Below are 21387 nucleotides of genomic sequence, written 5' to 3' on the forward strand. Positions count from 1 at the left end.
GGGTGCCGGGCAGCGTCGTCGGGTCCCCTCAGCGCCGATGCGCGTAGGCGAGCGGCTCGCCGACGTACGGCTGCCACGCGGCGCGCTCGGCGGCGCTGAGGCGCATCGGGCGGCCGGTCTCGGCATCCACCTTCACGATCACCGTCGTGGCTCGAGCGTAGAGAGTGCGTCCGGCGTCGGCGCTCTCGGGGGCCGTGCGCACCTCGTAGCAGACCTCGATGCTCGAGCCGCCCAGCTTCCCGAACCACATCTGCACGTCCAGCGGATGCCGCTGGTACGGCACCGGTGCGAAGTACTCGATCTCCTGTCGCGCGATGAGCGTCAGCATGCCGCTGAAGATGCTGGAGTCGAGCACCGCGGTGTCGGGAGCGTCCTCACCCGCCTCCGGCAGCCAGAAAGCGCGCACGCGGGCTTCCTCGAGGAGTTTGAGCATCGAGGTGTTGTTGACGTGATTGAACGCGTCGAGATCGCCCCACCGGAGGTGAATCGGGATGTGGAGGCGGCGGCCGCCTCCGAGGGGCGCGGCCGCCGCACCCGTGCTGTCAGTCACGTGTGCTCCTCGCTTCGCTCGTCAACACGCCCGCATCGTCCCGGCATTCGAGCGGGCTCGGTGCCTTCGAATCAATCGCGCGTGAGCTTGCGGTAGGCGGTGCGGTGGGGGCGCGCCGCCTCGGCGCCCAGACGCTCGATCTTGTTCGCCTCGTACGCCTCGAAGTTGCCCTCGAACCAGTACCACTGGTCGGGGTCCTCGTCGGTGCCCTCGTACGCGAGGATGTGCGTCGCGATGCGGTCGAGGAACCACCGGTCGTGCGTGATCACCACGGCGCAGCCGGGGAACTCGAGGAGCGCGTTCTCCAGCGACTGCAGCGTCTCGACGTCGAGGTCGTTGGTCGGCTCGTCGAGGAGCAGCAGGTTGCCGCCCTCCTTGAGCGTCAGGGCGAGGTTCAGGCGGTTGCGCTCACCGCCTGAGAGCACACCGGCCTTCTTCTGCTGGTCGGGTCCCTTGAAGCCGAACTTCGAGACGTACGCGCGGGAGGGGATCTCGGTCTTGCCCACTGTGATGATGTCGAGCCCGTCCGATACGACCTCCCACAGGGTCTTGTTCGGATCGATGCTGGCGCGCGACTGGTCGACGTAGCTGATCTTGACCGTCTCGCCGATCTTCAGATCGCCACCGTCGAGGGGCTCGAGCCCGACGATCGTCTTGAACAGCGTGGTCTTGCCGACGCCGTTGGGGCCGATGACGCCGACGATGCCGTTCGGCGGCAGGCTGAAGGTCAGTCCGTCGATGAGCGAACGGCCGTCGAAGCCCTTCTGCAGCTTCTTCGCCTCGATCACGACGTTGCCCAGACGCGGCCCCGGCGGGATCGTGATCTCCTCGAAGTCCAGCTTCCGGGTGCGGTCGGCCTCTGCCGCCATCTCCTCGTAGCGGGCCAGGCGGGCCTTCGACTTCGCCTGACGGCCTTTCGCGTTCGAGCGGACCCAGTCCAGCTCCTCGGCGAGACGCTTGGCGAGCTTCGCGTCCTTCTTGCCCTGGATCGCGAGGCGCTCCGCCTTCTTCTCCAGGTAGGTCGAGTAGTTGCCCTCGTAGCCGATGAGGCGGCCGCGGTCCACCTCGGCGATCCACTCCGCGACGTTGTCGAGGAAGTACCGGTCGTGGGTGATCGCGATCACGGCGCCGGGGTACTTCTGCAGGTGCTGCTCGAGCCACAGCACGCTCTCGGCGTCGAGGTGGTTGGTGGGCTCGTCGAGGAGCAGCAGGTCGGGCTTCTGAAGCAGCAGCTTCGTGAGGGCGACGCGGCGCTTCTCTCCGCCGGACAGCGGGCCGATCTGGGCGTCGCCCGGAGGCGTGCGCAGCGCGTCCATCGCCTGCTCGAGCTGGGAGTCGAGGTCCCAGGCGTCGGCCGCGTCGATCTCCTCCTGGAGGACCCCCATCTCGGCGAGCAGGGCGTCGAAGTCGGCGTCCGGGTCGGCCATGAGCCCGGAGATCTCGTTGAAGCGATCGACCTTCGCCTTAATGGCGATGCCGTCCTGAATGTTCTCCAGCACCGTCTTGGTCTCGTCGAGCTCGGGTTCCTGCATCAGGATCCCGACGGTGAACCCGGGGCTCAGCTTGGCCTCGCCGTTCGACGGCGTGTCGAGGCCCGCCATGATCTTGAGGATCGTCGACTTGCCGGCGCCGTTCGGACCGACCATGCCGATCTTCGCCCCCGGGAGGAACGCCATGGTGACGTCGTCGAGGATCAGCTTGTCTCCGACCGACTTGCGGGCGCGGACCATCGAGTAGATGTACTCAGCCATGCGGGTTCTGTTCTCCTTGGACTTCAGACGTCAGCGTCCCAGCCTACCGGCCGTCGGCCCGACGGGCGTGAGCGGGCCGTGACGCGAGTGGCCGGGTGCGTCGGCGACGCGCCGTGACGCGAGTGGCCGGCTGCGTCGGCGACGCGCCGTCCGGACTCACCAGTCGATCGGGCGGGTCTGTCCGACGAGGCAGGTGCCCTCGGCGAGCACCGGTACCACTACGGCCACCGGCTCCCCGGTCGCCGGACCGACCTGGCCCACGAGGCACTCGTCGCCCCAGCGGACCGAGAACTGGATGCTCTCCGCGGGATTGCCCACCGTCGACCGGTCCTCGGTGACCTGCATGGCCGCTTTGTCGAACCCCGCGCCGACGAGGGCATCCACGTACGCGCGACCGGACGCGCGGTTCTCCGAGTCCCACACCGTGACCGTGACGGTCTGGAACAGCGGCAGATTGTCGCTGGCGGAGCCTTCCGGCACCAGCACCGGGGCCGCCGGCGCGGTCGGCGCAGAGGTGGGACTCGCGTCTCCGGTGGCCTCCCGGCTCGTCGACGGTGCGGGTGTCGCCTCAGGGGCGTCCGGCGTGCACGCCGCGAGGACGACAGCGAGCGCTGAAGCTCCCGCGACGGCGGCCGCCCGTCGACGCAGGCTGTCCGGTCGGGAACGGATCGAAGGGTCGCGGCGCACGGGGAGAGTTTAGGGCCGTCGACCTCCGCACGCGCCGAGACGCCTCAGAAGGGAGTGTCGCCGATCTCGCCGCTCGGATCGCCCCCGCCGACGGCCACGAGCATCGGCGCCTGGGTCTCGTCGACCGTGGCAGCCACCTCGCCCGAGCTGTCGAGGCCGGGCGCCGCCCAGGAATCCGTCGTGGACGGGGGCGTCACGTGGGAGGCGGAGTCGGCCGACCCGCGGGCGTCCTTGACGAACGTGGTGGTTCCCCACAGCAGATCGTGGCCGATGGCGTCGGCGTCGATCTCGACGGCGATCCCCCGCCGGGTGCCGTTGTCCCATTCGCGCAGGCGGAGGCGACCGGTGAGCAGCACGCGATCGCCCTTTTGCAGCGAGCGGTACGCGTGATCCGCCAGCGAGCGGAAGACCGAGACGGTGTACCAGTTGGTTCCCGAATCCGCCCAGGTGCCGGCGTCGCGGTCGTACTTGCGCCGGCCGCTGGCCACGCGGAACGTCGTGATCGCCACGCCGGCTGCCGTGCGCTTGAACTCGGGGTCGCTGGCCACGTTCCCGGTGATGGTGATGGTGTCGCCGGTGTCGCTCATGTCTCATCCTTTCGTCGCTTCCGAGGACCGTCCCCGGGTACCGCCGGCGCCCCGTGCCCGATGAAGGCGCCGGCGGTCCTCTCAGCCTTGCGAGCACGGGCTCGCTCGAGACACCGGAGGCCCCGATCTGGGGATGACTTGCGGCCCGGGGGTGCTGTGGAGGAGCGGGCATCTGCCGCCGCCGCGATGTCGGAGGTCGTACATATCTTCGAGCGAAGGAGGATGACATGATCCAGGATCACGACGAGCTCCCGCTCATTCCCGCCCTCGCCGCAGGCACGCGCCTACGACTGACGCCGGCCGCGCCGTCCCTCTGGCGGGTCCTCGACGCGCGCGGGCTGGTCGTCGGCCATCTGCAGGAGATCGCCAACGCCGCAGGCGTCCGCTTCCGCGCGCGGAGGTTTCACGCGGCGACGCATGCCTTCCGCGATCTAGGGGACTTCTGGAACATCGACGATGCGATCGATTGCCTGAGGTTCACGCGATGAGGCGACGCAGCGATCCGGCGCTCAGATCACGGCACCGGCCGGCTCCGCCAACGACACCCTGGCGCCCGCCCTCACCGACGTCCACGCGTCAGCGAGGACGCGCGCCGCTCGGTCCATCTCGTCCGGCGGTCCGGTGAAGGGCAGGCGCAGGTGGCGGTCGTGGCCACCGTCCACCGAGAACCTCGGGCCGGCGGTCAGGAGCACCCCTCGGGCCCGCGCCTCCATCACCAGCGCCGAGCTGAGCGCGGCATCCAGCCCGATCCAGAGCGAGACCCCTCCCGGCGTCTCGGGGAGGTGCCATGCGGGCAGGTGTCGCTGCACCGAGGCCACGACGGCGTCCCGACCCTCGCGCAGGAGGTGCGACCGCTGGGCGACGACGTCGTCGAACCGGGTGAGCAGGCGGGTCGCCAGCGCCTGCTCGAACTCGGGCGTCCCCAGGTCATGGGTCGGGCGCGCCGCGACCAGGCGCCGGATGAGGTCGCCGTCCGCCCGCACCCACCCCAGCCGCAGCCCGCCCCACACGGTCTTGCCGAGCGAGCCGATCCGCACGACCGTGCCGGGCTCGGCGCCGTCGAAGCCGGGTGCGAGGCGTCCGCGGTCGATGTCGAGGTCGGCCGTGGTCTCGTCCAGCACCAGTACCGACCCCGCCCGCTCACCGGCGGCGAGGAAGACGCTGCGCTCGACGTCTGTCATGCTGCGCCCCGTCGGGTTCTGGAAGTCCGGCATCAGGTACGCCATCACCGGAAGCGTGCGGCCGAACGCCTGCTCGGCGCGGTCGGTGTCCCATCCCTCCCCGGCGGTCACGGGGACGCCCACGAGACGCGCCCCGGCGCGACGCAGCGCGTCCACCGCGTGCGGATAGGTGGGAGTCTCGACGAGCACGCGATCGCCGCGACCGATGAGCACCGACGAGACCAGGTGGATCGCGCTCTGCGCGCCGGTCGTGACCAGCACCTCGCCGGGATCGGTGGCGATCCCGCGCTCCGTGTACCGGCGGGCGATCGCCTCACGCAGCTCGATGCGACCCAGCACGTCATATCCGACTCGCGAGACGAGCGCCGAGGCCGACGCACCGACCTCCGCCATGAGGCCGGCGAGACCGGGCCACGCCGGCGGGCTCGCCTGCTGCAGATCGATCATCCCGTCGGTGGGATCCATCCGGCCGGGATCACGTCGGCCCAAGGGCAGCGTCACACTGCCGGACCCGCGAAGGCTCGAGATGTGGCCGGTGTCGCGCAGGCTCCGGTAGGCGGCGGCGACGGTGCTCCGGCTGATGTGGAGCGCGGCTGAGAGCTCCCGCTCCGCCGGCAAGGCGGTCCGCGGGGCGAGCCGATTGTCCAGGCAGAGCAGCCGGATGCTGTCGGCCAGTGCTTCGTACGCCGGCTCCCGCGTGCGCCAGCCTCCGACGGCCGCGGCCAGCGCCCGCGCGGACATTCGTGAATCCATGAGGCCAGCGTATCGGCATTGGCCTGCCCGGTACGGGCCAATCTTGCGATTGGATGGGCATATGCCCCGCAGGATCGCCCAGCTGCTCGTCGGTCTCTTCCTCTATGGCGCCGGCTGCGCGCTGACGATCCAGGCCGGTCTCGGCGTGGATCCGTGGACCGTGTTCGCCCAGGGGCTCTCCGTCCGCACCGGTATCGGCATCGGCTGGATCACGAACCTCGTCGGCTTCTTCGTCCTCCTCCTGTGGATCCCGCTGCGACAGAAGCCCGGTGTCGGCACCGTGGCCAACATCCTCCTCGTCGGCACGAGCATGCAGCTGGTGCTGGCAGTCTTCCCGCCGGTGAGCGGATGGCTGGCGCAGTCCGCCACACTCCTCGGCGGGATCGTGCTCGTGGCCCTGGCATCCGGCCTCTACATCGGCGCGCACTTCGGACCGGGGCCGCGCGACGGGCTGATGACCGGCATGAACTCCCGGCTCGGCTGGCCGATCTGGACCTGCCGAGCCCTCGTGGAGGTGTCGGTTCTCCTCGTGGGGTGGATGCTCGGCGGAACGGTGGGCATCGGCACGGTCCTGTTCGCGGTGCTGATCGGCCCGCTCGTGCACATCGCACTGCCGCTGCTCGACACACGCCGCAGGCCTGCTCCGGTCGTCACCGAGACGCCCGCCTGACCCGATGCCACCGCCGGGTTCGCCCTGCGGGTCCCTCAGTGCTCGCGGAACAGCGGCCAATCGCTCCCCGGTGCCATGCGCGAGTGGAGGGCGCTCTTCGCGATCTCCATCGACGGATAGGTGCCCGCCGCCTGGTCGGCGCCCGCCATCGTCACGGTGTAGCCGTCATCGTCCTTGCGGATGCTGCCGGCGACCCCTGACGCGCCGTACGCGACCCAGAGGGGGTGGTGCGTCTCCGTGGTGCTCATCTGTAGAACTCCTCTCGATGCCTCCTTCGCCGACGCTACGCCCGCGCGCGCGGTTTTGCCAGCATCCGCGGCCATGCGGCACGACCCGGTAGGGTGAGAGCACCCATCCCTCCGTAGCTCAGGGGACAGAGCGAGCGGTTTCTACCCGCCAGGTCGGGGGTTCGAATCCTCCCGGAGGGGCACCGGGTTCCGGCGTGGGAGTCGGAACCTGCGTCCAGGCCCGTGGGATGTCTGGACCTTTCACAAGGATGGAGCACATGGTGGGGGCATCCGAGAACGATCGTCTGGTGTGGATCGACTGCGAGATGACGGGGCTCGACCTGGGGGTCGACGAGCTGGTCGAGATCGCCGTGGTCGTCACCGACTTCGAACTGCGACCACTCGATCCCGGCTTCGCGGTCGTGATCAAGCCGGACGACTCCGCGCTGGCCAACATGAACGAGTTCGTCACGAACATGCATCGCACGTCGGGCCTGCTCGAAGAGATCCCCCACGGCGTGAGCCTCGCGGATGCCGAGTTCCAGGTGCTGGAGTACATCCAGCGCTTCGTCCCGCTCGAGGGCAAGGCGCCGCTCGCCGGCAACACCATCGGCACCGATCGCATGTTCATCGCGAAGTACATGCCGCGCGTGGATCGCTGGCTGCACTATCGCAACGTCGACGTGTCGAGCATCAAGGAGCTCGCCCGCCGCTGGTACCCGCGGGCCTACATCCACGCCCCGGCGAAGGACGGCGGCCACCGCGCCCTCGCCGACATCCTGGAATCCATCCGCGAACTGGCGTATTACCGCCAGGCGGTGTTCGTGCCCGACCCCGGACCGACCAGCGACGGGGCACGCGCCGCGGCCGCTGCTGCCGTGTCGTCGTTTGCTCCCGAGGTGTGAGAGAATCGTCTGGTTGCCCGCGCAGGCGGGAGACATGGTGGGTATAGCTCAGTTGGTAGAGCACCTGGTTGTGGTCCAGGGGGTCGCGGGTTCAAGTCCCGTTACTCACCCCATTTCGACCGGATGGGGCGCGCGCATCGCGCCCCATTCGCGTCTGATCGAGGCATCATGATGGAGATGGATGCCGCGACGTTCGAGCAGCTGGTGATCGACGAGCTGGATGCGCTCCCCGACGACATGGTGGAGGGCCTCGACAACGTCGTCTTCGTCGTCGAAGACCGTCCCGAGGACGGCAGCCTGGATCTGCTCGGTCTCTACGACGGCTGGGCGCTCACGGAGCGCGAGCGCTACGGCGTCGGCGAGCTCCCCGACCGCATCATCGTCTATCGCGAGCCCCACCTGGCCGCGTGCGACGGAGACGACGAGCTGCGCGACGAGGTCCACACGACGCTGGTCCACGAGATCGCGCACTTCTACGGCATCGACGACGACCGGCTGCACGAGCTGGGGTGGGCCTGATGACGCCGATGGCAACGCCTTCCGTCGACGAGGAGCTCGACCAGGCGCTGCGCGTGGAACCCGACCAGCCCTGGCAGACGGTGGTCTGGGACGACCCCGTCAATCTCATGAGCTACGTCACGCACGTGTTCCGCGAGTACTTCGGGCTGCCCCGCCCGGTCGCCGAGCGCCTCATGCTGGCGGTGCACAACGACGGACACGCCGTCGTCGCCCAGGGCGCGCGGGAGCAGATGGAGCTTCACGCGCAGGCGATGCACGACTACGGACTGTGGGCCACCGTGCGGAAGGTGCCGCAATGAGCGAGCGGATCGTGGTCATGGAGCTGGCGCGCCTCGAGGCGGCGCACCTCTCAGGACTGGTGGGCCAGTTCAGCGAGCTGATCGACGAGTCGGCGCCGCAGGACGACGACCCGGCGCTCGCGCGGCTGGCGCCGCCGGCGTACCACGACGACGAGGCTGCGGCCGAGGAGTTCCGTGCGCTGACCCGCTCGGATCTGCTGGAGCGGCGGAGCGCCGATGCGGCCGTCGTGCTCGCCAGCCTGCACGAGGCAGCGCAGATCTCCGATGACCCCGACGACCCCGCGCTCCGCGAGCTGGTCGAGATCCGGCTGCAGCCCGAACAGGCGCGCGCGTGGCTGCGCACGCTCGCCGCGGTCCGGCTGGTGCTCGCGACGCGGCTGGGAATCACCGAGGTCGACGACCATGACTCGGAAGATCCGCGGTTCGGCATCTACGACTGGCTGGGATTCCGCCTGGACGGACTCGTCGCCGCCGTCGACGACGCGCACTGATCAGGTCACGGAACGCGAAAGACGTGGGTCGCGCGGTCGACCGGGTCGTCACGCTCGACGTGCCGCTGCTCCTGACGGGCCCATCGCTCCCAGTGGGGTCGGTACGTGTCGCCGTCGCGCGTCAGCGCACGCTCCTTGCGCGAGGACGGCGGAGACTCCAGCCACACCCGCACGTCACCGAGCCGAGCCGTCGCGTCCGTCAGCAGGCCCGATCCCTCGACGATGAGCGGCAGCGACGGGTCGACGGCGTGAGCCTCTGCGGACGCGCCGACGGTCCAGTCCCAGCGCTGCCAGACGCCGATCACCCCGCGCGCGTGAGGGATGAGGATCGACTCCCGCACGATCTCCACTCCGGCTTCGAGTCCGTCCCACCCCGGGTAGATCGAGTCCAGTGCGACGAGCTGCACGCGTCCCCGGAGCGGCCACCGTGCCACGAGGGCGCGTGCGACCGACGACTTGCCGGCGCCGCTGCGTCCGTCGATCAGGACGACGGGGTTGGATGCCGCGACCCCGGCGACCGCGGCCGCGATCTGCGCGACCGCCTGCGCCAGGGAGGAGCCGACTGCGTCCTGGCTACTTCTTGAGGGCGCGGATGACACGGCTGAGCGCGCGGCCGGCGAAGAAGACGAAGGGCACGGCGACAGTGAGCAGCGCGATGACGTTCGGCTCGAAGCGCAGGTCGTCGCCGCGGCGGATGTACGCCCCGACCGGGATCGCCCAACCACCGCCGCCGCCGGCGCCGTTTCCGGCCTCGTCGGATCCGCCGCCGAATCCCGACCACGTCAGCGCGACCGGGATCATGCGGACGCCGTCGACATCCTGCTGCTCGCCGTAGGCGCTGTTCACGCCGAGGGCCGCGGACTGCTTGCCGAGTTCGAGTGCGATGTTGGGCATGGGTCAACGGTAGCGGGCGCGCGGCCTCGCGCGCACCCGCCGACTCCAGCTGGGCGCCGTTGCCCCGCCTCAGCTGTCGGATCGAAGGGGTCAGCCGGGATCGGGGCGCGGGGCGGGTGGGCTGGATGGCAGCGTTCCGCCGCCTCGAGCGCCGAGAAGAGTCGCACGCGTGACCGCCCCGCGCCCGAAGCGCGCAGTGGCCCCGTCGAGCGCGTCCTCGATGCGCCGCCAGCCCTCGTCGTCGTCCCACAGCGTCGGCGCGGACGAGCCGGCAGGGCGCAGGCGCTCGGCACGCACGCCGATCAGGCGCACGGGAAGAGAGCGGTCGACGGATCGGAAGAGGTCGTGCGCGGCATCCCCGATCCGCTGGCCGACGGCCGTCGGCTCCGACAGGGTCTGCGACCGCGAGATCGTCGTGAAGTCGGCGAAGCGCACCTTGATCGCCACCGTCGACGCCTCCCAGCCGCTGCCGCGCAGGCGCGCGCCGACACGGTCGGCGAGCCGCCGCAGCTCCGAACGCAGGATCGCCGTATCGGCGATGTCTTCGTGGAAGGTCTCTTCGTGCCCGACGCTCTTCTCGACGCGCTCCGTGTCGACCTCGCGGGCATCCAGTCCGCGCGCGAGGTGCCACACGCGGTCCCCCATCGCCGGGCCCAGCGCGCGGTCGAGCACGTCCCGCGGCGCCTCGAGGATGTCGGCGATGGTGCGGATGCCGCGGCTCTCGAGCGCCTCGGAGGCTTTGGGCCCGACGCCCCACAGCGCCCGCACCGAGCGCGGCCCGAGGAATGCCGCGGTGTCGGCCGCGGCCACGATGAGCAGACCGTCGGGTTTGCTGAGGGTAGAGGCCATCTTGGCGACGTGCTTGGTCGCGGCGACGCCCACGCTGCACGTGAGGCCGGTCTCATCGACGACCCGCTGCCGCAGCATCCGCGCGATCCGACCCGGGCTCCCCCACAGCCGGCGGGCGCCTCGCACGTCGAGGAACGCCTCGTCGATCGAGAGCGGCTCGACGAGCGGCGTCACCTCGCGGAAGATGTGCATCACGCGCGAGGACATCTCGAGGTAGCGCTCGAAGTGGGGAGGCACCACGATCGCCGTGGGACACAGTCTCATGGCCTGGCCGACGGGCATCGCGGACCGCACGCCGAAGCGACGCGCCTCGTATGAGGCGCTGGAGACGACCGACCGGCTCTCGGGTGCGCCGATGATGATGGCCCTGCCGCGCAGCGACGGATCGTCCAGCTGTTCGACGGACGCGTAGAACGCGTCCATGTCGACGTGGAGGATGCCGGTGCCGTTGTCATCGGCCTCCGCCGGCGACACCAGGCGGCCCGATCCGTCACCGCGCCCCATGGTCCCGATCCTTCCACGAGGTTCCGACACGGCGCGAGGAGGGGCGCCCCCGACGGGGCCGCCCTCCTCGCGCCGTCGATCGGTGCGCGGCTCCAGGTCTACGCGTCGGCGGCCGCCGCGCGCTCGAGGATCAGCTCGCGCACGCGCGCGGCATCCGCCTGACCCTTCATCGCCTTCATGACGGCGCCGATGACCGCCCCGGCGGCCTGCACCTTGCCGTCGCGGATCTTGGCGAGCACGTCGGGCTGCGAGGCGAGCGCCTCGTCGATGGCCGCGATCAGCGCCCCGTCGTCCGAGACGACCGCGAGGCCGCGCGCGTCGACCACCTGCTGCGGCGTGCCCTCGCCGGCGATGACCCCTTCGAGCACCTGGCGGGCGAGCTTGTCGGTCAGCGTGCCGGCGTCGACGAGCGCCTGCAGCTCGGCCACCGTCGCCGGCTCGACGAGCTCGGCGGGTTCCCTGCCCTCGGCGTTCGCGATGCGCAGGAGCTCGCCCGTCCACCACTTGCGCGCGGCCGCGGGCGACGCGCCGGCGGCGATGGTCGCCTCGACCTCGGCCAGCAGCCCCGCGTTCACGACGCCCTGGAAGTCGATGTCGCTGAAGCCCCAGTCGTCCTTCAGGCGGCGACGACGCGCCGCGGGCGGCTCGGGAAGAGCGGCGCGCAGCTGCTCGATGAGCTCGGCGGACGGGGCGACCGGAAGAAGGTCCGGCTCGGGGAAGTACCGGTAGTCGTCGGCGTCCGACTTGGGGCGGCCGGGTGACGTGGTGCCGGTGTCCTCGTGCCAGTGGCGGGTCTCCTGCGTGATCGTGCCGCCCTCGGCCAGAATGGCCGCCTGCCGCTGGATCTCGTAGCGGACCGCACGCTCGACGGACCGCATCGAGTTCACGTTCTTCGTCTCGGTGCGGATGCCGAGCTTCTCCTGGCCGCGGGGGCGCAGTGAGACGTTGGCGTCGCAGCGGAGGTTGCCGCGCTCCATCCGCGCCTCCGAGATGCCGAGCGCGATCACGATGTCACGGATCGTCGCGACGTACGCCTTCGCGATCTCGGGCGCACGGTGCTCGGCGCCGAAGATCGGCTTGGTCACGATCTCGACGAGCGGGACGCCCGCGCGGTTGTAGTCCACCAGCGAGTACTCGGCGCCCTGGATCCGCCCGGTCGAGCCGCCGACGTGCGTGAGCTTGCCGGCATCCTCCTCCATGTGCGCGCGCTCGATCGGCACCGTCACGATCGATCCGTCGGTCAGCTCGATGTCGACCGAGCCTTCGAACGCGATCGGCTCGTCGTACTGCGAGATCTGATAGTTCTTGCCGAGATCGGGGTAGAAGTAGTTCTTGCGCGCGAACCGGCTCGACGGCGCGATGGAGCAGCCCAGCGCCAGGCCCAGGCTGATCGAGTACCGCACCGCGGTCTCGTTGACCACCGGGAGGGCGCCGGGCAGACCCATGTCGACCGGCGCGACCAGCGTGTTGGGCTCGGCACCGTGGTTCGCCGAGTGGGCCGGGTTGGCCGCCGCTGAGAACATCTTGGTCTCGGTGTTGAGCTCGACGTGCACCTCGAAGCCGAGCACGGGCTCGAACAGCTCGAGCGCCTTGTCGAAGTCCATCAGCTTGTCCTTCGCCATCAGCGGCCGCCTCCGTTCGTGCCGAGGGCCGGGGCCCGGTCGAGGAGCGGACCGCCCCAGGAATCGACGAGCAGCGACTCCAGCGCCGCTCCCACCCGGTACAGGCGCGCGTCCTCATACGCCGGCGCCAGGAACTGGATGCCGACGGGAAGGCCGTCCTCGGCGGCGAGCCCCGAAGGGATCGAGATGCCGGGCACGCCGGCGAGGTTCGCCGGGATGGTCGTCACGTCATTCAGGTACATCTGCAGCGGGTCGTCGATCTTCTCCCCCAGCCGGAACGCGGTGGTGGGCGCCGACGGCGTGGCGATGACGTCGACCTGGGCGAAGGCCTCCGCGAAGTCGCGCTGGATGAGCGTGCGCACCTTCTGCGCCGAGCCGTAGTACGCGTCGTAGTAACCGGCCGACAGTGCGTAGGTGCCGAGGACGATGCGGCGCTTGACCTCGTCGCCGAAGCCGGCGTCGCGCGTGGCCGCCATGACGTCCTCCACCGTGCCGCCGGGCACGTCGACGCGGAGCCCGAAGCGCACCGAGTCGAACTTGGCCAGATTGCTGGATGCCTCGGCCGGGAGGATGAGGTAATACGCCGCGACGCCGTACTCGAAGTGCGGCGCGCTGATCTCGACGATCTCGGCGCCCTGCGCCTCCATAGTGGCCAGCGCCGCGCGGAACGACTCCGACACACCGGCCTGGAAGCCGCTGTCGGGGAGTTCGCGGATCACGCCGACCTTGAGGCCCTTGAGCACCTGACCGGTGGCGCCCTCGCGCGCGGCCGCGGCGAACGACGGCCACTCGTGAGCGAGGGACGTCGAGTCGTGCGGGTCATGCCCGCCGATCGCGTCGTGGAGCAGACCCGCGTCGAGGACCGTGCGGGTGACGGGACCGACCTGGTCGAGGCTGGAGGCCAGCGCGATCGCGCCGTACCTGCTCACGCCGCCGTACGTGGGCTTGATGCCGACGGTTCCCGTCACGTGGGCGGGCTGACGGATCGAGCCGCCGGTGTCGGAGCCGAGCGCGAGCGGCGCCTCGAAAGCCGCGACCGCCGCGGCGGATCCACCGCCCGAGCCACCCGGGATGCGGGTCAGGTCCCACGGGTTGCGGGTAGGACCGTAGGCCGAGTGCTCCGTCGAGGACCCCATGGCGAACTCGTCCATGTTGGTCTTGCCGAGGGGCACCATGCCGGCCGCGCGCGACCGGGCGACCACCGTCGCGTCGTAGGGCGACATGTAGCCCTCGAGGATCTTCGACCCGCTCGTGGAGGGCATGTCGGTCGTGACGAGCACGTCCTTGATGGCCAGCGGCACACCCGCGAGCGGGCCGAGGTCCTCGCCGCCCGCTCGGCGGCGGTCGATGTCGGCCGCGACGTCGAGCGCGTGCGCGCTGACGTGCAGGAACGCGTGCACGTCGGCGTCCACCGCGGCGATGCGGTCGAGGTGGGCCTGCGTGGCCTCCACGCTCGACGCCTCGCCGGCGGTCAGCTTGTCTGCGAGCGCGGCAGCGCTCAGCTTCGTGAGATCGGTCACGGGGGCCCCTTACTGCTCTTCGCCGAGGATCGCTGTCACCCGGAATCGGCCGTCCGCGGAGTCCGGTGCGTTCTGCAGCACCTGCGCGGGCGTCAGCAGGTCGCCGGGGACGTCGGAGCGGAAGACGTTCTCGAGGGCGATCGGGTGGCTGGTGGCGGCGACGTCGGGCGTGGCGACCTCGGAGACCTTGGCGATGTTGTCGACGATCGCGTCGAGCTGGCCGGTGAGGCGCTCGACCTCGCCGTCGCTCAGCTGGATCCGGGCGAGCACACCGAGATGGCGCACGAGATCGGGAGTGATTTCAGACACCCGGACAGTTTAGACGGGCGCGCGCGTCCGCCCGCGGCGGGGAGGCGACCCTGGGAGGTGTTGCGGCGCCGCACCGCGACACGCCGGTGGCGATGCTCGCGCCCGGCGTAGGCTGTCGGCCGTGACGACGTACGACCCGCCTCGCCCCTGGATCGCCAGCTACGCCGAGGGGGTGCCGCAGGACCTCGCACCCGTCACGGGATCGCTCGTCGACATCGTGGACGCGTCGGCGCGGGACTACCCCGATGCCCCCGCGCTGCAGTTCTTCGGGCGCGAGACGTCGTATCGCTCGCTCCACGAGCAGATCGAGCGTGCGGCGGCAGGGCTCCGCGACCTCGGCGTGAAGGCCGGCGATCCCGTGGCGATCGTGCTGCCCAACTGCCCGCAGCACATCGTCGCGTTCTACGCGATCCTGCGACTGGGGGCCGTGGTCGTCGAGCACAACCCGCTCTACACGCCGCGAGAGCTCCGCAAGCAATTCGAGGACCACGGCGCCAAGCACGCGATCGTGTGGACCAAGGTCGTGAAGACCGTCCAGGACTTCCCCGCGGACCTCGCCGTCACCAATCTCGTGTCGGTGGAGGTGATCAAGGCGATGCCGTTCGGCACACGGCTCGCCCTGACGCTTCCCCTCAAGAAGGCACGCGAAGCGCGCGAGGCGCTGAGCGAGCGGGTGTCGGGAACCGTGCCGTGGGAGACGGTCGTCGGAGCGGCCGCGCTCCCGGCATCCCACCCGCGACCGGGAACCGACGACCTGGCACTGATCCAGTACACGAGCGGGACGACGGGCACCCCGAAGGGTGCGGCGCTGACGCATCGCAATCTGCTCTCGAACGCGGCGCAGGCGCGCGCATGGGTGCCCTCGATCGTCCGGGGTGACGGCTGCGTCGTCTACGCCGTGCTGCCGATGTTCCATGCGTACGGGCTCACGCTGTGCCTGACGTTCGCGATGTCGATGGGCGCGCGCCTGGTGCTCTTCCCGCGGTTCGATCCCGACATGGTGCTGGACGTGACCAAGAAGCACCCGGCCACCTTCCTGCCCCTCGTGCCGCCCATCGCCGATCGCCTCCTCAAGGCGGCGCGCGAGAAGGGCGTCTCCCTCGCCGGCACCGAGGTCGCGATCTCGGGCGCCATGGCCCTGCCCCACGAACTCGCCGTGCCGTTCGAAGCCGCCTCCGGCGGCTTCCTGGTCGAGGGCTACGGGCTCAGCGAGTGCTCACCGGTGCTGATGGCCAACCCGGTGGCCGACAACCGGGTTCCCGGCACCGTCGGTCTGCCGCTGCCCGGCACCGAGTGCCGCGTCGTGGATCCTGACGACCCGACGCAGGACGTCCCCGCGGGCGAGCGGGGCGAGCTGGTGGTGCGTGGCCCGCAGGTGTTCGGCGGCTACTACGGCAAGCCCGAAGAGACCGAGGCCGTCTTCGCCGACGGGTGGTTCCGCACCGGCGACATCGTCACGATCGACGAGGCCGGCTTCGTGCGCATCGTCGACCGCATCAAGGAGCTCATCATCACGGGCGGGTTCAACGTGGCCCCGACCGAGGTCGAGAACGCGCTGCGCCAGCATCCGCACGTCGAGGACGCCGCGGTCGTCGGCCTCCCGAGCGAGCATTCCGGCGAGGAGGTGGTCGCGGCGATCGTCGTCTCACCGGGCCAGGACGTCGATGTCGAGGCGGTCCGCGAGTTCGCCCGCGGCATCCTCACCCCCTACAAGGTCCCGCGCCGCATCTACGTGGTCGACGAGCTGCCCAAGTCCCTCATCGGCAAGGTGCTCCGCCGCCAGGTGCGCGACCGGCTCCTCACCCTCAACTCGGGAGCCTGAGAGTCACTCCTCCAGTCCGTCGCGGGCGACCGCGATGCGATAGGCGTGGAGCGTGGCGCGGAAGACGCCGGCCGCGACGGCGGGGGCGGACTCCATCACCGCGCGAGCCGAAGACTCGTCGGCTGCCTCGAAGACGGTAATGCCGAAGGTGCCCTCCGTCTCCTGTGTGCGCCCGGCGAGGATCAGCGCTCCCCGGTCGCGCAGCGCGACCAGGTAGTCGAAGTGGGCCGCGACGATCTTCTGCTCCTCCGGCGTCGCGTCGGCGACCATCTCAGGACGAGAGGGCTCGATGCGATACAGCCACTGCGACACGATCGGGTCACCCCGCATCGGGCGCCAGCGCGTCGAGGGCCTCGGGACCCTCGGTGACGAGGATGTGGAACTGGGCGGCGTCGAGGATGCGGATGCCGAGTTCCTCCGCCTTCGCGAGCTTCGAACCGGCACCGGGCCCGGCCGCGACGAAATCCGTCTTCTTCGAGACGCTGGAAGCCGCCTTGCCGCCGGCCTTCAGGATCGCCTCCTGGGCGCCCTCCCGGCTGTATCCCTCGAGCGAGCCGGTCGCGACGACCGTGAGGCCGTCCAGCACGCCGCCCGCTGTGACCGCGGCGCCGGGACCCGGGTGCCCGGGCGTGGCCAGCTGTGCGCCGGCGGCGGCCCATCGGTCGACGATGTCGCGATGCCAGTCGATTTCGAACCAGTCCAGGAGCGAGTCCGCGATGATGCCGCCCACGCCTTCGACGCCGGCGAGCTCGTCGCGGGACGCCGCGCGGATCGCCTCGACCGACCCGAACCACTGGGCCAGGGCGCGTGCCGCGACCGGACCGACATGACGGATGTTCAGAGCGACGAGGAAGCGCCAGAGATCCTTCGTCTTGGCACGCTCGAGCTGATCGATGAGGGTGAGCGCCTGGGCCGAGGGCTGCGGTGCGGTCACACCGGCCTTCTTCTCGGCCGGAGACGGATGGCGCCGGAAGGGCGCACGGCGCACGACCTCCCCCGTCTTCTCATCGATCCGGGGCTCGCCGGTCTCGGCGTCCCGCACCACGACCTCGATCGGCACGAGCTGCTCGAGGGTCAGATCGAACAGGCCCGCCTCGGTCTCGAGCGGCGGCCGTTCGGGCACCGAGGGCTGCGTCAGCGCCGCCGCCGTTACCTCGCCGAGCGCCTCGATGTCGAGCGCGCCGCGGGAGCCGATGTGCTCGACGCGGCCGCGCACCTGAGCGGGGCATGCTCGCGTGTTCGGGCAGCGGAGGTCGATGTCGCCCTCCTTCGCGGGCGCCAGAGGCGACCCGCACTCGGGGCAGTCGGCGGGCATCACGAACTCGCGCTCCGAGCCGTCGCGCAGCTCGACCACCGGCCCGAGCACCTCGGGGATGACGTCGCCCGCCTTGCGCAGCACCACGGTGTCGCCGATCAGCACGCCCTTGGCGCGCACGACGTCCTGGTTGTGCAGCGTCGCCTGCCGGACGACGGATCCGGCGACGCGCGCCGGCGCCATCACGGCGAAGGGCGTCGCGCGACCGGTGCGTCCGACCGAGACCACGATGTCGAGCAGCTTCGTGTTCACCTGCTCGGGCGGGTACTTGTACGCGATCGCCCACCGTGGCGCGCGGCTCGTCGCGCCGAGCTCGTCGTGGAGGGCGAGCTCGTCGACCTTGACCACCACGCCGTCGATCTCGTGCTCCACGTCGTGGCGGTGCTCGCCGTAGTGGGCCACGAAGTCGAGCACCCCCTCGATGTCGTCGGCGGTGCGGAAGTACGGGCTGGTCGGAAGCCCCCACTCGGCGAGCAGTCCGTACGTCTCGCTCTGCGAGTCGACCGGCGGCCTGCTCCACGCGCCGATGCCGTGCACGAACAGCCGCAGCGAGTCCAGGCGGGCCTGACCGGCCTCGCGCTCGAGGCCGTCCTTCTTGTCGAGCTGCTGGCGCAGCCCGCCCGACGCCGCGTTCCGCGGATTCGCGAAAGACGGGAAGCGCCGCTCCGCGCTCAGTCGCGCCTTGGCCTCGTCGAACGCCCGGCTGCGCGCCCGCGTCTCGGCGACCGCGCGGTCGCGCATGTCGGCCTGCAGGGCGTTGAGTCGCTCGAATGCCGCGACGGGGATGAACACCTCGCCGCGGACCTCGACGAGGTCGGGGTGGCCGGTGCCCGCCAGCCGCTGCGGGATGCCTGCGACGCGGATGGCGTTGATCGTCACGTCCTCGCCGGTGCGGCCGTCCCCGCGGGTCGCCGCCGACGTGAGCACCCCGCGCTCGTAGCGGAGGCTGATCGCGAGCCCGTCGATCTTCAGCTCGGTGAGCCAGCGCACGCGGCGGCCGGCAGCGGTCTCGGCCTTGAGGCACCACTCGCGCAGCTCGTCGAGGCTGAACACGTTGTCGAGGCTGAGCATGCGCTCGGCGTGCTCGACCGGGGCGAACATCGAGCTCTCGGCCGCGCCGACGGTCAGCGTCGGCGAGTCCTGCCCCTGCAGCTCGGGGTGCAGGCGCTCGAGCTCTTCGAGCCGCCGCATCCAGGCGTCGTAGGTCGCATCGTCGACGATCTCGGCGTTGCGGCCGTAATAGGCGTCCCGCGCGTCGAGGATCCGCTCGGTCAGCTCCCGCGCCTCGGTCCGCGACGCCTCCAGTCCGGCGTCGGCGGGAAGTCCCGGGGCCTCGTCGACCGCAGCAGGACCTGGCGTAGCGAGCTCATCCGTCACCCCGCCAGTCTAGGAGCGGGGTGCGACAGCGCAGGGGGACTCCCGGACGCGCCGGGACGCGGCATCCCTTCGCCGCCGTCAGGCCTCGGCGGGCACGGCGGAGACCGTGCGGTCGATCGTGAACTGGCCGATCACACGCGTGCCGTCGTAGAGGACCGCCGTCTGCCCCGGCGCCACGCCGTCGAACGGCGTCTCCGGCACCACCGTCAGCGCGCCGTCGACGAGCGTGGCGATCGCCGGCACCGGGTCGGCATGGGCACGGATCTGCACGTGGCACGCGAAGTCGCCGGGGGGCTGCGGACGCCCCGCCCACGAGTATCGCCCGCCCGAGATCTCGGCGGTCGCAAGCGCCTCCTTGGGGCCCACCACGACCGTGTTCGACACCGGCCGCACCTCGAGCACGAACCGCGGCTTGCCGTCCGGCGCGGGGACGCCGAGCTGGAGGCCCCGGCGCTGGCCGACGGTGAAGGCGTGAGCGCCGTCGTGCGTGCCCACCACCGCCCCGGCCCGGTCGACGATGTCACCCTGCGCGGCGCCGACCTTCTCGGCGAGCCAGCCGCGCGTGTCGCCGTCAGGGATGAAGCAGATGTCGTGGCTGTCGGGCTTCTGCGCCACCGTCAGGCCGCGGATCTCGGCCTCCGCGCGGACGAGCGCCTTCGACGGCGTCGCACCCAGCGGGAAGTAGGTGTGCGCGAGCTGCTCCGCGTTCAGGACGCCCAGCACGTACGACTGGTCCTTCGCCGCGTCCGACGCCCGGTGCAGCTCGAGCCCGTCGGGACCCTCGACGAGGGTGGCGTAGTGGCCGGTGCAGACCGCATCGAAGCCGAGCTCGATGGCGCGCTCCAGGAGAGCTGCGAACTTGATCTTCTCGTTGCAGCGCATGCACGGGTTCGGAGTGCGTCCCGCGCGGTACTCCGCCACGAAGTCGTCGATGACGTCGTCGCGGAAGCGCTCGGAGAAGTCCCACACGTAGAACGGGATGCCCAGGCGATCCGCCGCCCGCCGCGCGTCCATGGCGTCCTCGATCGTGCAGCAGCCCCGGCTTCCGGTGCGCAGCGTCCCGCCGGCGCGGGAGAGGGCCAGATGCACGCCGACGACGTCGTGGCCCGCCTCCACGGCCCGAGCCGCCGCGACGGCGGAGTCCACTCCCCCGCTCATGGCCGCAAGAATCCGCATGACCCCAGTCTACGAACCCCGCCTGATCACGGGCCGGACGCCGTGCGCCCCGCGAGCGACGGGGGACGGATGCCCCGCATGCCGCGAGCGACGCGGGACGGATGCCGCGTCCGCCGTCAGCGGCGCGTCGCCGCGCGTGCGCGCTCCACCGCGCCGGGCAGCACCGCGAGGAGCTCCGCGACGTCGCCGTCGACGGTGGTGCGCCCGAGCGTGAACCGCAGCACCTGGCGGGCCTCGGCATCGGTCCGCCCCATCGCGAGCACGACGTGGGACGGCTCGGGCACGCCCGCCTGGCAGGCCGACCCCGTCGACACGGCGATGCCGGCGCGGTCGAGGAGGAACAGGAGGGTCTCGCCGGAGGCTCCGGGGAACAGCACGTGCGCGTTGCCGGGCACGCGGTCGGCGGGATCGCCGAGCAGCTCCGCGCCGGGGATGGTGTCGTGGATGCCGCGCACCAGGCGGTCTCGCAGGGCTCCGAGGCGTGCGGCCTCGGCCTCGCGCTCGCCCGCCGCGAGCTCCGCCGCCACGGCGAAGGCGGCCGCGCCCGCGACGTCTTCGGTGCCGGCGCGCAGACGCCGCTGCTGGCCACCGCCGTGGATGAGCGCGGAGACCTCCGCCGAGCGGGAGACGACGAGCGAGCCGACGCCGGCAGGACCGCCGATCTTGTGCGCCGACACGCTCATCGCGACGAGTCCCGAGCGCCCGCTCGCGTCGCCGCGCCACCGGCGGAACGACACGGGCACGTGCCCGAAGGCGGCGACCGCGTCGAGGTGCAGCGGCACGTCCGACGCCGCGGCCGACGCCGCGAGGGCCGGCGCGTCGTTGACGGTCCCGGCCTCGTTGTTCGCGACGAGCGCCGTGGCCAGCGCCCCGCCCGGCAGCGCCTCGGCGAACGCCGCGGGCCGGATGCGCGCCCACTCGTCCAGGGCGACGGGGCGAACCCGCGCCCCCTGCGTCTCGAGCCACGACACCGCGTCGAGGGTCGCATGATGCTCGCCGTCCGGCAGCACGACGGTCGCGGCATCCGTCCTCCGCGCCCACCACAGGCCCTTGAGCGCGAGGTTCACGGCTTCGGTCCCCCCGGAGGTGAACACGACCTCGATGGGGTCGGCATCGACCACGGCCGCCAATCGCTCGCGCGACTCCTCGAGCAGGCGACGGGCGCTCTGGCCGGCGCCGTGGATCGACGAGGCGTTGCCCGCGCTCTCGGTGGCGGCGAGCCACGCGTCCCTGGCTTCCGGGCGCAGCGGGGTCGTCGCGGCGTGATCGAGATAGATCGGCACCCGGACTCCTTCGCTGTCGCCATGTCGGCGGGCCGATGACGGGGCCTGCGCTCCAGTGCCGCACACACTGGGACCCGGTGCCGTAACACCCGCGAC

Annotated in this window: 23 protein-coding genes and 2 tRNA genes; 9 read left to right on the forward strand and 16 right to left on the reverse strand. The window is 71.2% G+C overall.

Annotated features, from left to right (window positions below):
• Nucleotides 1–28: 28 nt before the first annotated feature.
• The 4 genes from R8Z57_RS08410 to R8Z57_RS08425 form a co-directional block, all read right to left on the reverse strand.
• Nucleotides 29–550 (reverse strand): thioesterase family protein, encoded by a 522-nt coding sequence (locus R8Z57_RS08410; RefSeq protein WP_318353305.1) that lies wholly within the window; start codon nt 548–550, stop codon nt 29–31.
• Nucleotides 551–621: 71 nt separating this feature from the next.
• Complete coding sequence (gene ettA / locus R8Z57_RS08415) at nt 622–2301, reverse strand: energy-dependent translational throttle protein EttA (protein ID WP_318353306.1); 1680 nt, start codon at nt 2299–2301, stop codon at nt 622–624.
• Between the two features lie 156 nt (nt 2302–2457).
• Nucleotides 2458–2787 carry a DUF6993 domain-containing protein gene (locus tag R8Z57_RS08420; protein ID WP_318353307.1) on the reverse strand — a complete coding sequence of 110 codons (330 nt, stop codon included), beginning with the start codon at nt 2785–2787 and terminating at the stop codon, nt 2458–2460.
• Nucleotides 2788–3032: 245 nt separating this feature from the next.
• On the reverse strand, nt 3033–3575 hold the full coding sequence (locus tag R8Z57_RS08425; protein ID WP_318353308.1) for a single-stranded DNA-binding protein: 543 nt from the start codon (nt 3573–3575) through the stop codon (nt 3033–3035).
• 227 nt (nt 3576–3802) lie between these two features.
• Here R8Z57_RS08425 and R8Z57_RS08430 point away from each other — a divergent pair, with 227 nt between their 5' ends.
• Nucleotides 3803–4063: a hypothetical protein gene (locus tag R8Z57_RS08430; RefSeq protein ID WP_318353309.1), complete on the forward strand. Its 261-nt coding sequence runs from the start codon at nt 3803–3805 to the stop codon at nt 4061–4063.
• A 21-nt stretch (nt 4064–4084) separates the two neighbouring features.
• On the opposite strand, the gene R8Z57_RS08435 is transcribed toward R8Z57_RS08430, so the two are convergent.
• Nucleotides 4085–5509 carry a PLP-dependent aminotransferase family protein gene (locus R8Z57_RS08435; RefSeq protein WP_318353310.1) on the reverse strand — a complete coding sequence of 475 codons (1425 nt, stop codon included), beginning with the start codon at nt 5507–5509 and terminating at the stop codon, nt 4085–4087.
• 61 nt (nt 5510–5570) lie between these two features.
• On the opposite strand from R8Z57_RS08435, the gene R8Z57_RS08440 reads away from it, so the two are divergent.
• Nucleotides 5571–6179, forward strand: a complete 609-nt coding sequence (locus tag R8Z57_RS08440) for a hypothetical protein (RefSeq protein ID WP_318353311.1) — start codon at nt 5571–5573, stop codon at nt 6177–6179.
• Between the two features lie 35 nt (nt 6180–6214).
• On the opposite strand, the gene R8Z57_RS08445 is transcribed toward R8Z57_RS08440, so the two are convergent.
• Complete coding sequence (locus tag R8Z57_RS08445; protein ID WP_318353312.1) at nt 6215–6427, reverse strand: methyltransferase; 213 nt, start codon at nt 6425–6427, stop codon at nt 6215–6217.
• 107 nt (nt 6428–6534) lie between these two features.
• On the opposite strand from R8Z57_RS08445, the gene R8Z57_RS08450 reads away from it, so the two are divergent.
• The 6 genes from R8Z57_RS08450 to R8Z57_RS08475 all read left to right on the forward strand — a co-directional run bounded on the left by R8Z57_RS08450 (nt 6535) and on the right by R8Z57_RS08475 (nt 8620).
• A tRNA-Arg gene (locus R8Z57_RS08450) sits at nt 6535–6607 on the forward strand.
• A 77-nt stretch (nt 6608–6684) separates the two neighbouring features.
• A complete protein-coding gene (gene orn / locus R8Z57_RS08455; protein ID WP_318353313.1) occupies nt 6685–7311 on the forward strand; it encodes an oligoribonuclease in 627 nt (208 codons plus the stop codon).
• A 37-nt stretch (nt 7312–7348) separates the two neighbouring features.
• Nucleotides 7349–7424: transfer RNA gene (locus R8Z57_RS08460), tRNA-His, on the forward strand.
• A gap of 55 nt (nt 7425–7479) precedes the next feature.
• Nucleotides 7480–7830: a metallopeptidase family protein gene (locus R8Z57_RS08465; RefSeq protein ID WP_318353314.1), complete on the forward strand. Its 351-nt coding sequence runs from the start codon at nt 7480–7482 to the stop codon at nt 7828–7830.
• Between the two features lie 8 nt (nt 7831–7838).
• Nucleotides 7839–8129: an ATP-dependent Clp protease adapter ClpS gene (gene clpS, locus R8Z57_RS08470; protein ID WP_318353315.1), complete on the forward strand. Its 291-nt coding sequence runs from the start codon at nt 7839–7841 to the stop codon at nt 8127–8129.
• On the forward strand, nt 8126–8620 hold the full coding sequence (locus R8Z57_RS08475; RefSeq protein ID WP_318353316.1) for a DUF2017 family protein: 495 nt from the start codon (nt 8126–8128) through the stop codon (nt 8618–8620). Before clpS ends, R8Z57_RS08475 begins: the two co-directional genes overlap by 4 nt.
• A gap of 5 nt (nt 8621–8625) precedes the next feature.
• Here the strand turns inward: R8Z57_RS08475 and R8Z57_RS08480 are convergent, their stop codons facing one another.
• The 6 genes from R8Z57_RS08480 to gatC all read right to left on the reverse strand — a co-directional run bounded on the left by R8Z57_RS08480 (nt 8626) and on the right by gatC (nt 14318).
• A complete protein-coding gene (locus R8Z57_RS08480) occupies nt 8626–9219 on the reverse strand; it encodes a hypothetical protein (RefSeq protein ID WP_318353317.1) in 594 nt (197 codons plus the stop codon).
• Nucleotides 9194–9514, reverse strand: a complete 321-nt coding sequence (locus R8Z57_RS08485; RefSeq protein ID WP_318353318.1) for a hypothetical protein — start codon at nt 9512–9514, stop codon at nt 9194–9196. The genes R8Z57_RS08480 and R8Z57_RS08485 overlap by 26 nt, the downstream gene beginning before the upstream one ends.
• 90 nt (nt 9515–9604) lie before the next feature.
• On the reverse strand, nt 9605–10867 hold the full coding sequence (gene dinB / locus R8Z57_RS08490; protein ID WP_318353319.1) for a DNA polymerase IV: 1263 nt from the start codon (nt 10865–10867) through the stop codon (nt 9605–9607).
• A 98-nt stretch (nt 10868–10965) separates the two neighbouring features.
• Nucleotides 10966–12489, reverse strand: coding sequence for an Asp-tRNA(Asn)/Glu-tRNA(Gln) amidotransferase subunit GatB (gene gatB, locus R8Z57_RS08495; protein WP_318353320.1), 1524 nt, complete (start codon nt 12487–12489; stop codon nt 10966–10968).
• Entirely contained in the window at nt 12489–14009 is a 1521-nt protein-coding gene (gene gatA / locus R8Z57_RS08500; RefSeq protein ID WP_318353321.1) for an Asp-tRNA(Asn)/Glu-tRNA(Gln) amidotransferase subunit GatA, read from the reverse strand. The genes gatB and gatA overlap by 1 nt, the downstream gene beginning before the upstream one ends.
• A gap of 9 nt (nt 14010–14018) precedes the next feature.
• Nucleotides 14019–14318, reverse strand: a complete 300-nt coding sequence (gene gatC / locus R8Z57_RS08505; RefSeq protein ID WP_318353322.1) for an Asp-tRNA(Asn)/Glu-tRNA(Gln) amidotransferase subunit GatC — start codon at nt 14316–14318, stop codon at nt 14019–14021.
• A 121-nt stretch (nt 14319–14439) separates the two neighbouring features.
• Here gatC and R8Z57_RS08510 point away from each other — a divergent pair, with 121 nt between their 5' ends.
• Nucleotides 14440–16140 carry a long-chain-fatty-acid--CoA ligase gene (locus R8Z57_RS08510; RefSeq protein ID WP_318353323.1) on the forward strand — a complete coding sequence of 567 codons (1701 nt, stop codon included), beginning with the start codon at nt 14440–14442 and terminating at the stop codon, nt 16138–16140.
• Nucleotides 16141–16143: 3 nt separating this feature from the next.
• On the opposite strand, the gene R8Z57_RS08515 is transcribed toward R8Z57_RS08510, so the two are convergent.
• From R8Z57_RS08515 to R8Z57_RS08530, 4 genes are all read right to left on the reverse strand, one after another.
• Nucleotides 16144–16452 (reverse strand): YciI family protein, encoded by a 309-nt coding sequence (locus tag R8Z57_RS08515; protein WP_318353324.1) that lies wholly within the window; start codon nt 16450–16452, stop codon nt 16144–16146.
• A gap of 7 nt (nt 16453–16459) precedes the next feature.
• A complete protein-coding gene (ligA, locus tag R8Z57_RS08520) occupies nt 16460–18832 on the reverse strand; it encodes an NAD-dependent DNA ligase LigA (protein WP_378722323.1) in 2373 nt (790 codons plus the stop codon).
• Nucleotides 18833–18910: 78 nt separating this feature from the next.
• Nucleotides 18911–20008 carry a tRNA 2-thiouridine(34) synthase MnmA gene (gene mnmA / locus R8Z57_RS08525; protein ID WP_318353325.1) on the reverse strand — a complete coding sequence of 366 codons (1098 nt, stop codon included), beginning with the start codon at nt 20006–20008 and terminating at the stop codon, nt 18911–18913.
• 116 nt (nt 20009–20124) lie between these two features.
• On the reverse strand, nt 20125–21291 hold the full coding sequence (locus R8Z57_RS08530; RefSeq protein WP_318353326.1) for a cysteine desulfurase family protein: 1167 nt from the start codon (nt 21289–21291) through the stop codon (nt 20125–20127).
• Nucleotides 21292–21387 lie beyond the last annotated feature (96 nt).

This window comes from Microbacterium sp. M3 (assembly GCF_033548675.1).
Lineage (GTDB): Bacteria > Actinomycetota > Actinomycetes > Actinomycetales > Microbacteriaceae > Microbacterium > Microbacterium arthrosphaerae.